This is a genomic window from Marinobacter sp. SS5-14b (genome assembly GCF_030541005.1).
In the GTDB taxonomy this organism is placed as follows: domain Bacteria; phylum Pseudomonadota; class Gammaproteobacteria; order Pseudomonadales; family Oleiphilaceae; genus Marinobacter.
Genome location: NZ_JASSVM010000018.1, coordinates 1 through 10,977 on the forward strand (window position 1 = coordinate 1; position 10,977 = coordinate 10,977).

Consider the following 10,977-nt stretch of genomic DNA (forward strand, 5'->3'; position numbering starts at 1 on the left):
TGCCTATCTGAAGGATGTGCTGACGCGCCTGCCGACGCAGAAAAACAACGCCATCGACGAGCTATTGCCCCACAACTGGAAGCCGGCTACGCCTGACAAGGTGTGATGGCCGGACGCTTACGTATTGGTGGAAACGTTGACGGCTTTAGCGCAATCTCCGATCGCAAATATGTCAGGGTCAGAGCTACGCATGCCGCTGTCTACTATAATACCACCGTCGCAATCCAGGTTTGCGTCTTGCGCAAGTTCAGCATTGGGGATGGCTCCTATACCGATAACAACGACGTCTGCGGGTTTCGTAGTGCCGTCGGACAAACGGATACCGGAAACTCGGTCTCCCTCAGTGAGAATCTGGTTGACGCTAGCATTGAAGTAGAACATTACGCCGGCGGAGGCCATGCGGTTTCTGACAAAATTACTTGTTAATGGTGACGCTACTCGACACATCGCTCGGCTGTTGGCCTCAAACACAGAGACTTGTTTTCCCTGTAGATTGGCAGCGGAGGCGACTTCAAGCCCGATAACACCCGCGCCGAGAATGGCCACCTTCTCGCATTCCGGGGCTAACAGGGCATTACGTAATGCGGCGGAGTGGTCAAGATTCCTGAGATAGAAAACATTTTTTGCGCTCTCACCAGGTAAATCAATAGGACGTGGCCTCGCTCCTGTTGCCAAAATCAGCGTGTCGTATTTAATTTTCCTGCCGCCTTGAATCACTACTTGCTTTGCCGATCGTTCAAGCGCTATTACTTTACCGCCTTGTTCAAATTCAACTTTGTTGTCCCGAAAGAAATTAGGAGAACGGATCGGAGTTGGCGAGGGCAACTCATCTGAGGTCAAATAGGCTTTGGACAACGGGGGACGCTGGTAAGGCAGCGTGTTTTCCTCGCCCAAAATGGTAATCGTTCCGTCGAATCCATTCTGGCGGAGAGCCTCTGCGGCGGTCAGGCTGGCTATTCCAGCGCCAATGATAACTATTTTTTGCATATTCGCTCGATTCCTCTTTTGTTTTTGTAGCACTATAAAAGTCCGCGCAGTCGAGCTTCAGTGACTGCCTGAACCCGGTTGGTTACTTTAAGTTCGCTGAAAATCTTCTTCATATGCCATTTGACGGTATCCTCCGTCACGAGAAGCCGTTCAGCGATCTCTCTGTTGGTCATTCCGTTGCTTACGCATTTCAACAGAGAAATCTGCTTTATCGTGATAGTTGAGTGGGCATTGCCGGGCACAGGTGGCACGCTGGAGTCTTCTATTCTGACATCGGGATCCTTCGTAGCTTTAGCTTCAGAGTCGTCTGGCAGATCGTTAAAAAGATCCTGAGCAAGGGGGCTAAGAGAAAGTAGCGCTTCTTTGATCCAGAGCCGTGTGAAGTGACAGTTCAAATGTTCCGAAAGTAGGTTTGCATCAAGAATCATGCGCTTCGCCGATTTTGATGAGCCGAGGGCAAACGCTGCCAGGGCCTGACAATAGTGGGCGGCGATCCTGGTTCTAGCGTCTGAAATTGCGCTGGCGCTTTGTAGTGCTTGTTTGGCATATTTTTCGGCGACACCAAACTGTTTCCCAAGCCGTAGTCTATACATTGAGGTTACCAGGGCCATACGTGCTTGAATGGCCTGGTTTTGATTTGGCAGGAACGTCAGCTCACATTCATCGGGGAGTATGGGTGGACCCAATTCCTCGTTGTTCAGGAGAGTAAACTCAGCTAACTGAACTTTAGTCAGGATATTTAGACGAGAGAGCTCTCGCTCGCAGGAGGCTAAGCGGGATTGTTCCAACAAGGCCATGGCTCTATCTCGGAACCCTTGGTGGTACAGAAAACGGCTGTAGGCCTGTGTACACCCCCACAGAATATCTGTAACGCCATAGTTCAAAGCGAAATCGAACGAAGCCTGTGCAGATTCCTGGGTAACCAGGTGATGGTTCTGTTCGTGCAGGATTTGTAACTCAAGGGTGCCAAACATTTTATTTAAAAAAGTTTTTGGCACCTGAATCTTTTCTGCTGTTTTATTCGCCTGGATCAACACACTCATTGCTCGGGCGATGTCACCCTTGAACAGTTCAGCCTGAATTTCTGCAGTTTTAAGCCAGATAAAAGCGTAATGTTGATTGGATGACTGGATGGCCACAGCCGCTCGATGGGACAATCGCTCCAACTCTTCAAAATGGCGTCCACTGGAGGCAATGAATGCCTGGCAAGTAAGTGCTGCGCCTTTGCCAACCATGTTACGGTCGCCAAAGGAGTCTATCCATTTTTGACAGAGAACCTGACTCTCCAGTAATTCATCCTGTGTAGCTTTGCCTATCGCATTAACCAATTCCCGCCATCCTTCCTCATCAAGATTGCCCACCCCCCTGGAGCTCGGATGAAGCGAACTAACCAGTATTTCCTCTGCTTGACGAGCTTGTTGGCTGAAATACAAAATCCACGCGTAACCTATGCTCAAGGCAGCGATTTTTTTTATCGTACGAGCCGGTACTTTTCCAAACCAGGTGCGAAGTACTTCGATTTCACCCTGCCTCAGAGCCACGTCCAGAATAATGCTGTCACTTACGACGCGAGCCCAACGATGGTCACTGGCTTCCAGAGCTGCATTGATTGAATGGAGGTACTCTCCCCTACGCCAATGCCAGAACGCGACCCGTTTCAGTACATACGAGCGACGTTCTCGTTGGGTGGTGTTAAATAAACTACGCAAATACTCTCGCAGCACAGGGTGCATATCCATACGATCACCAGAAGTTCCGGTGGGAGCTAAAAGAGCATAATGTTCGTTAAGAAACGTAATTTCCCGGTCGGCCTCTTCTGTCTTATAGACATAGCCATAGCATTCAGCGCTGATTACTTCGAGCATCGCTGCATTGCAAAGAAAGGTCCTCGTACTATCGGGTAATGCAGTTAAGAGGTTGTCCCTGAAATACGAGCGAGTTTCCGGCCAAGTCGCTGCGGGGAGATTTGGGTTTGGGGTTTGGCACATAAGCCTGACAAGTGCTGGCCATCCACCGGTGGCTTTTATGATGTTGCTGGCTTCGGGGCCACCCATACCCGATAATTCACTAACCTCCTCTTCTGTAAATACAAGTTCATCAGCACCATACGTTACAACACCCGTCATCATAGACAAACGCGCCAACGCCCCGACGCGACTCGGTGCAATGAAAAATTTCACATTGCTCGGTGTTTCACAGATTAAATCCTCAATCAAATCCGCGGTATGTTTAGCCTCGCCAATCCCATCAAGGCAAATTCTTATCGTCTTTTTTGCATTACACAGTGCGTTTCGAAGAGCTTCGATGGTGTCGATGTCACTTTTTATCGTGCGCCAAGATTCAACTCCTTCGATTTGATATAAAACTAACGCTGCAAACAAACTGTCATTAACGCCATATGAGTCAGGGAAAGATCGGGTATTGATGTAAACGACGCTCTCAAGTTCCAGTTCGCGAGTGTTTGCTGCAAAGGCCACTTGTACAGATTTTCCATAGCCTGGCGGGGCCCGATACAGAACTACCTTTGATTCAGGCGTAGCAGAAGCGCTCAGGCAATAGCGGTCTAAACACCCTTGAGTAATGAAACACTGACGAGCCCACATCCTTTCAGACATCCTCCGACACCAGTCTTCCAAGCTATGGCGGGTCATGACAATCCGATCTCCTGCTTCGTCTCCCCGAAACGCGAGGGCGCTATGGGGTGAAAGCATATTGATAGATGTCTAGTGCGAAAACTACCCCTTAGGGTAGTTGTTTGATATCCGGTTCTGGCCAAACCTGTTCATGCCTACAACTTGTCAGTTCACCTGAGGGACTCGGTGTTCGCACAATGTAGAAAAATGATCAAGCTGAAAAACAATAAGGTGATCCTAATGTCAATGTCAGAAAATGTCTTAACAACAGAGTCTCTTCAGAGAGACCCTGATGCCGAAGGTTATGTCGACAGAAAACGCCACCTCTGGGTCCTTTCTGTGCTGTGGCCAGCGACGCCTCTTATTGGCCTTTATTTGGTATCCCAGACTGGATGGAGCATTTGGTACGGATTGGTGTTGATCCTTTGGTATGGCGCAGTTCCCTTGATTGATGCCATGTTTGGAGAGGATTTTTCAAACCCCCCCGAGTCGGCTGTGCCTCGGCTTGAACAGGATCGTTACTATCGGGTACTGACCTACTTGACGGTTCCTATTCACTATGCCGCCTTGATTGTCAGTGCCTGGTGGGTATCCACGCAACCAATGAGTGTTTTCGAGTTTCTGGCATTGGCCCTTTCCCTGGGAATCGTGAATGGCCTGGCTCTGAACACAGGCCACGAACTTGGCCATAAAAAAGAAACGTTTGACCGTTGGATGGCGAAGCTTGTCCTCGCCGTGGTCGGATATGGTCATTTCTTCATTGAGCACAATAAGGGGCATCACCGTGATGTGGCTACGCCGATGGACCCGGCGACATCCCGCATGGGTGAGTCCATTTACTCATTCTCACTGCGTGAAATTCCCGGTGCTTTCAAGCGGGCATGGGATTTAGAGGAACAGCGCCTCAGTCGTTGTGGAAAAAGTGTCTGGAGCCTGGAGAACGAAGTTCTTCAGCCTATGATTTTGACCGCTGTGCTTTATGCGGGATTGCTGGCGTTTTTTGGCCCGTTAATGCTGATCTTTTTGCCCATTCAAATGGCCTTTGGCTGGTGGCAGCTGACCAGCGCCAACTACATTGAGCATTACGGATTGCTGCGCGAGAAGATGTCGGATGGACGTTATGAGCGTCAACAACCGCACCACTCATGGAACTCAAACCATATTATGTCGAACCTGATTCTGTTTCATTTGCAACGACATTCCGACCATCACGCCCATCCTACAAGGTCCTATCAATCGCTTCGCGACTTCAAAGACCTGCCTTCCTTACCATCGGGATATCCCGGGATGTTCCTGGCCGCAATGTTTCCCTCATGGTTTCGTTCGATAATGGACCACCGGGTGCTGGATTGGGCTAAAGGAGATCTCGATAAGATTCAGATTCAACCCGGCAAGCGTGAATTCTATGAGCGTAAATTTGGTGGGACTGATTCTGAATCAGTCGATACCGCCGCGGCTAAATGATCGGCTAATCGGAACTTATATACCTCGTTTACTTTATTTACGTTGCAGAAAAAGAGCCTCTGACGTGCACCTGAAAGAGGGTGCGCGTCGGGCGCTACCAAAACAAAGACAATAATATCGTTTGAAAGGTGCTCTAGATGGCTAAATATCAATGCCCTGATTGTGGTTATGTATACGACGAAGTGGTTGGTGATCCGCACGAAGGCTTTCCTGCAGGAACGACATGGGAAAAAATTCCTGAAGACTGGTCCTGTCCAGACTGTGCCGTCAGGGATAAGGTTGACTTCGTTGCGCTTCAAGAAGCGAACCCGGAACTTTCGGTGTCCGCAACCAATACAGCGGTCCGCCCTGCCAGCCAAGCTAAGACCGAGGGAGCATCGCAGAAAGCAACGGGCGCATCTACTCCTTCAGCTAAAAATAAAACAAAGCCCAAAGCGAAACCCAAGCCTAACTCTTCAAAATCGCCGAAAGACTCGACTCAAAAAGATACCTATCGGAAGTGGGTCTGCATCACTTGCGGCCATATCTACGATGAAGCTCTCGGAGATGAAGCCGAAGGCTTCCCTGCCGGCACTCGTTTTGAAGATATTCCAGACGATTGGTGCTGTCCGGACTGTGGTGCCACAAAAGAGGACTATGTCCTCTATGAAGACTAGTAATCCGATTGAAAATAACAACAGTCTCGTTCGGCAAGAGGTGATTTTATAATGCAGATTGCTAGTCTGGCGGAGGTTGGGGTGACCAATGTGTCAACCAGCGATACGATTGATTCAACGTTCGCGGCCCTACAGCGGGCACAACTTGCGCGTCGCGGAAGCTTTACCTTGGAGGCTCGAATAGCGCAGCTCGACCAGCTGCGGGATTCAATTAAACGCCACGAATCAAACATCATTGCGGCTTGCGCGGCGGACTTTCGAAAACCCGCTCCAGAAGTCAAATTAACTGAACTCCTGCCGGTGCTTCAGGAAATTCGACACACTAAAAAACACTTGCGTAAATGGATGCGTCCGAAGCGAGTGGCTGCATCCGTTGGTGTTCTGGGCACGAAATCTTATGTTCGGCCAGAACCAAAGGGAGTGTGCCTGATTATTGCACCGTGGAATTATCCGCTCAATCTTGCGCTCGGGCCTCTCGTCTCAGCGTTGGCTGCAGGGAACGGAGCCATCATTAAACCCTCGGAAATGACACCACATACCTCAAAGGTGATTGCCAACATTGTCGCCGAAACCTTCCCTCCCGATCTGGTTTCCGTGATTGAGGGTGATGCCGCGGTAGCGCAGAAACTGTTGGCCTTACCCTTCGACCACATATTCTTCACGGGCAGTCCTGCGGTAGGCAAGGTGGTCATGGAGGCTGCCGCCACGAACCTTTCCTCAGTGACGCTGGAATTGGGGGGTAAGTCCCCGACCATTGTTGGCCCAGATGCCAACATAAAGAGGGCTGCAAGAAACATTGTCTGGGGTAAGTTTGCCAATAATGGACAGACCTGTATCGCCCCAGATCATGTTTTTGTGCACGTTAATATCGCAGATCAATTCAATGAAGCACTTAAAACGGAAATTGGGCGAGTCTATGGAAAAACACCAGAAGCCCAGAAATCGACCGCCGACTATTGCCGGATTGTAAATCGACGTCATTTCCAGCGAGTTTCAAACCTGATAGATGATGCCAAAAACAAAGGTGCAAGAGTCTTTGAGGGCGGTGTTACAGATGCTGAAGAGAATTTTATTGCTCCGACGTTGATTTCAAATGTATCCAGCGACATGGATATTTCACGTGAGGAGTTATTCGGCCCGATCTTACCCGTTATTGAATTCGACGATATTGATCTGGTTATCAAGAAAATCAACGATAACCCTAAACCGCTTGCGCTTTACATATTCGACAAAAACGAGTCTTTTGCCACGGATATTATCGAGCGAACGAGCTCCGGCGCTGTAGGAGTCAACCTTACAGTTGTGCATTTTCTACATCCGGGTCTGCCGTTTGGTGGAGTTAATAATTCCGGGATAGGGGCGGCACACGGTGAATACGGTTTCCGCGCTTTTTCGCATGAAAAGGCGTTGATGGAGGATAAACATTCTCTTATGCATCTTCTTTTTCCACCCTATACAGCCTGGGTCCGGCGTCTTATAGAGGCTGCTGTTCGTATTCTGGGCTGAGCATAATCAAATAATAAGAGAGTTATTATGTACGATTACATTATTGTCGGTGCGGGATCGGCGGGCTGTGTATTGGCCAATCGGCTTACGGCGGACTCTTCAAAGCGAGTAGCGTTGCTAGAAGCGGGCCCAAAGGATAAAAATCCACTCATACATATGCCTATAGGTATAGCACTCCTTTCCAATAGTAAAAAGCTGAATTGGGCTCTTGAAACCGAACCTCAAGAACATCTAAAGGAGCGCCGCCTGTTTTGGCCTCGTGGGAAAACACTTGGCGGGTCCTCTTCTATCAACGCCATGGTCTATATCAGAGGTCACAAAGCCGATTATGACCACTGGGGTCAAGTTGCCGGGACAGACCTCTGGGGATGGGATCGCGCTTTAAAATTGTTTCGTCGACTGGAAGATAATAAACGTTTTGGCGCAGATTCTTACCATGGGGAGGGCGGTGAGCTCACCGTAAGTGAACTCAAATCAGTCAATCCGTTGAGTCGAGATTTTGTTCGAGCGGCACCTCATGTAGAGCTCCCGATAAACACGGACTTTAATGGAGAGACGCAAGAGGGATTGGGACTCTACCAGGTGACACAAAAAAATGGTCGCCGTTGGAGTTCAGCGCAGGCATTTCTGCGTGTCGCGGAGAACCGGCCTAATCTTGATGTGCTAACGGACGCGCGGGTAACCCGGGTGGTAATGGACGGTAAGCGGGCAGTCGGCGTGACACTGAACCAGGGGGGCGAATATCGCCAGCTTAGACTCAATAACGGCGGTGAAGTCATATTGTCTGGTGGTGCGGTTAATTCACCACAACTACTTATGCTTTCGGGAATCGGTGATAGCGAAGAGCTTGGAAAACACGGGATCCCCCTTGTGCATCATCTCCCTGAGGTCGGCCAGAATCTGGTTGATCATTTGGATATTACGATCATGCACGCGGCGAACTCACGTTTGCCCATTGGCGTTGCTCCCAGTTTCCTGTTTCGGGGCGTGAGCGCATTATTCTCATATATCTTTGCGCGACGTGGATTTCTTACCAGTAATGTTGCCGAGTCCGGAGGCTTTGTTAAATCCGAGCGCTCGTGCGAACGGCCAAATGTGCAATTCCACTTTTTGCCAACTTACCTGAAGGATCATGGACGAAAAGTGATGGCCGGGTATGGGTACACCTTGCATATTTGCGATCTAATGCCCAGAAGCCGCGGTTTTATAGGTCTCAAAAGCCCTGACCCATTGGCCGACCCGTTGATTCAACCCAATTATCTCAGTAACCCCGAAGACATCAAAACAATGATCTCGGCCGTTAAATTTGGACGACGGATACTCGGGGCACCAACAATGGCTTTACATAGTAAACGAGAAATTAAGCCCGGAAACTCGGTGTCTTCGGACGGTCAGATTGCGGACTTTATCCGGGAAAATGCAGAGACTATTTACCACCCCGTTGGCACTTGTCGTATGGGCGCGGATCCGGATTCAGTCGTTGATCCGGAATTAAAAGTCAGAGGGATTGAAGGGCTAAGAGTTGTCGATGCCTCGATAATGCCCAGTTTGGTTGCCGGTAACACCAACGCACCCACCATGATGATTGCCGAAAATGCAGCCGACATCCTCTTGGGAAATGTTTAGGTTCAAACCCGGATTATGCCTTCTACATTGGACCTTAATGACGCCAGATACTCGCGTCAACCAACTACAAAAACGACAGGAGATAAACGTGCTTGGCCAAATGATGAACATGGAGCTCACCGTGAATTCCTTGATCGACCATGCTGCTCGCTACCATGGAGACGCTGAGATTGTGTCGATAGGAACGGATGGAAATCCCAGTCGATCTGACTGGGCAACTGTTTCGGAGCGGTCGCGACAACTTGCGTCAGCGCTTCGAACGGCAGGCTATGTCCAGGGGGATCGGTGCGCGACCATTTGTTGGAATAACGTGGGGCACCTGGAATGTTACCTTGGCATCTCTGGTGGCGGGATGGTGTGTCACACCATTAACCCGCGACTGTTTCCAGAACAACTCGTTTACGTTATCAACAATGCTCAAGACAAAGTCATATTCTTTGACAAAACGTTCCTTCCCATTGTTTCAAATATCCGAGACCGACTGGAGACGGTTGAGAAATTTGTATTGATGTCCGAACCGGACGAAGAAATTGCAGCGCAATTTCCAGGATTGTTGTTTTATGAAGAGTTTCTCCAGCGAGGAACGCCTAACGCGAATTGGCCTGAAATCGCCGAAAACCAGGCTTCAAGCCTCTGCTATACATCGGGCACCACTGGAAATCCCAAAGGGGTGCTCTATTCACACCGCTCCACCGTTCTGCACGCGCTGGTAGCTGCTCAACCCGACGCACTGAATTTATCGGCACGGGACGTGGTGATGCCGGTTGTTCCTATGTTTCACGTAAATGCGTGGGGGGTACCCTACATTACGGCGATGGTTGGAGCCAAACTGGTGTTGCCTGGTCCTGGCCTGGATGGACAAAGTTTGGTCAAGCTGATCGATTCAGAAAGCGTAACGATTGCGCTGGGTGTGCCTACAATTTGGCAGGGACTTCTCTCGGCTTTGGACGAGCTTGGCTCCTCGGCACAGTCGCTTAAACGGACGGTGATAGGGGGTAGCGCTTGTCCGCCCTCAATGATGTCGGAGTTTCGTGGTAAGTATGGCGTAGAAGTTGTCCATGCATGGGGAATGACAGAAACATCACCGATCGGAACCGTCAATGCACTGCTGTCGAAACACAATACTCTTTCGGAGGAAGGAAGAAACAAAATCCGTGAAAGCCAGGGACGGCCTCCCTACGGGGTGCAGCTCAAAATTGTGGGTGAAGACGGCCATCAACTGCCCGAAGATGGCATTGCTCAGGGAAATCTCCGCATCCGTGGTCATTGGGTGGTAGCCGATTACTTCGGTGTTGAACCAAATCAGACTCTTGAGGAAGACGGTTGGTTCGAGACAGGTGATGTTGCTTCGATCAATGATGATGGATTTATGACAATACGTGACCGCTCAAAAGATATTATTAAATCTGGTGGTGAATGGATATCTACAGTCGAATTGGAGGGAATCGCAATGGGCCATTCTGCCATCAATGAAGCTGCCGTAGTGGCGGCCTCCCATGATAAATGGGACGAACGACCGATCCTGTTGGCAGTAAAAATACCCGACGCAAATATTACTGAGGAGGAACTTCTTGCTCATTATCAAGGGAAAGTCGCCAAGTGGCAGATCCCGGATCGCGCGATCTTTGTGGAAGGATTGCCACGCAATGCCACTGGGAAAGTATTAAAAAACAAGCTGCGTTCTGAGTATGGGGAAGTATTAGTCAATAAACCGGCAAGCTAGCTTCAATGAGTGGCATTTGTGTTACGAAAAATTGCAGTTTTACCTAAAGCCAATTTGTTTTAATACCAAAAAGGATAATAAAAAATGAAACCTAAAATAATTAGTAAAGTCTCGTTAGTGGCGTTCCTTTTACTTTCACTTGCTGCGAGCCTGGCCAACGCTCAATCTGAGCCGGTTTACAGTAGAGGCGACTGGGTGGTTGGGCTGAATGCCACTAGAGTTCTAACCGATGAAGATTTGCGATCAGCCTCTGCGGGGAGTCCCCCTCTGGCAGGATAGTTGGCACTACTTAATTTTTAACCAGTTGGGCGGTTCAGGTGTTGATAGTGCCTCGTTATTCCGAAGAACGTAAAGCCGCCGTGCTGGCGAAGTTGTCGCCGCC

8 protein-coding genes and 1 pseudogene are annotated in these 10,977 nt (G+C 49.5%); 7 read left to right on the top strand and 2 right to left on the bottom strand.

The features are described from left to right. The coding region (locus QPL95_RS18060) for a transposase domain-containing protein (protein ID WP_303292322.1) at positions 1-106 on the top strand (106 nt) is incomplete at its 5' end. Between the two features lie 11 nt (positions 107-117). On the opposite strand, the gene QPL95_RS18065 is transcribed toward QPL95_RS18060, so the two are convergent. Together QPL95_RS18065 and QPL95_RS18070 are read right to left on the bottom strand one after the other, a co-directional pair. Next, positions 118-987 carry an NAD(P)/FAD-dependent oxidoreductase gene (locus tag QPL95_RS18065; RefSeq protein ID WP_303292321.1) on the bottom strand — a complete coding sequence of 290 codons (870 nt, stop codon included), beginning with the start codon at positions 985-987 and terminating at the stop codon, positions 118-120. Between the two features lie 32 nt (positions 988-1,019). Next, positions 1,020-3,602, bottom strand: a complete 2,583-nt coding sequence (locus QPL95_RS18070; RefSeq protein ID WP_226374336.1) for a LuxR C-terminal-related transcriptional regulator — start codon at positions 3,600-3,602, stop codon at positions 1,020-1,022. Between the two features lie 258 nt (positions 3,603-3,860). On the opposite strand from QPL95_RS18070, the gene QPL95_RS18075 reads away from it, so the two are divergent. The 6 genes and pseudogenes from QPL95_RS18075 to QPL95_RS18100 all read left to right on the top strand — a co-directional run bounded on the left by QPL95_RS18075 (position 3,861) and on the right by QPL95_RS18100 (position 10,595). Next, positions 3,861-5,084: an alkane 1-monooxygenase gene (locus tag QPL95_RS18075; RefSeq protein WP_197463861.1), complete on the top strand. Its 1,224-nt coding sequence runs from the start codon at positions 3,861-3,863 to the stop codon at positions 5,082-5,084. A 137-nt stretch (positions 5,085-5,221) separates the two neighbouring features. Further along, positions 5,222-5,371: pseudogene (locus QPL95_RS18080) on the top strand (rubredoxin); the annotation flags it as partial. A gap of 33 nt (positions 5,372-5,404) precedes the next feature. Further along, positions 5,405-5,740: a rubredoxin gene (locus QPL95_RS18575; RefSeq protein ID WP_345799565.1), complete on the top strand. Its 336-nt coding sequence runs from the start codon at positions 5,405-5,407 to the stop codon at positions 5,738-5,740. A gap of 51 nt (positions 5,741-5,791) precedes the next feature. After that, positions 5,792-7,246, top strand: a complete 1,455-nt coding sequence (locus QPL95_RS18090; protein WP_058091245.1) for an aldehyde dehydrogenase family protein — start codon at positions 5,792-5,794, stop codon at positions 7,244-7,246. A gap of 27 nt (positions 7,247-7,273) precedes the next feature. Next, a complete protein-coding gene (locus tag QPL95_RS18095) occupies positions 7,274-8,872 on the top strand; it encodes a GMC family oxidoreductase (RefSeq protein WP_058091244.1) in 1,599 nt (532 codons plus the stop codon). 37 nt (positions 8,873-8,909) lie between these two features. Then, a complete protein-coding gene (locus QPL95_RS18100) occupies positions 8,910-10,595 on the top strand; it encodes a long-chain fatty acid--CoA ligase (RefSeq protein ID WP_236040830.1) in 1,686 nt (561 codons plus the stop codon). The last annotated feature ends 382 nt before the right edge of the window (positions 10,596-10,977 follow it).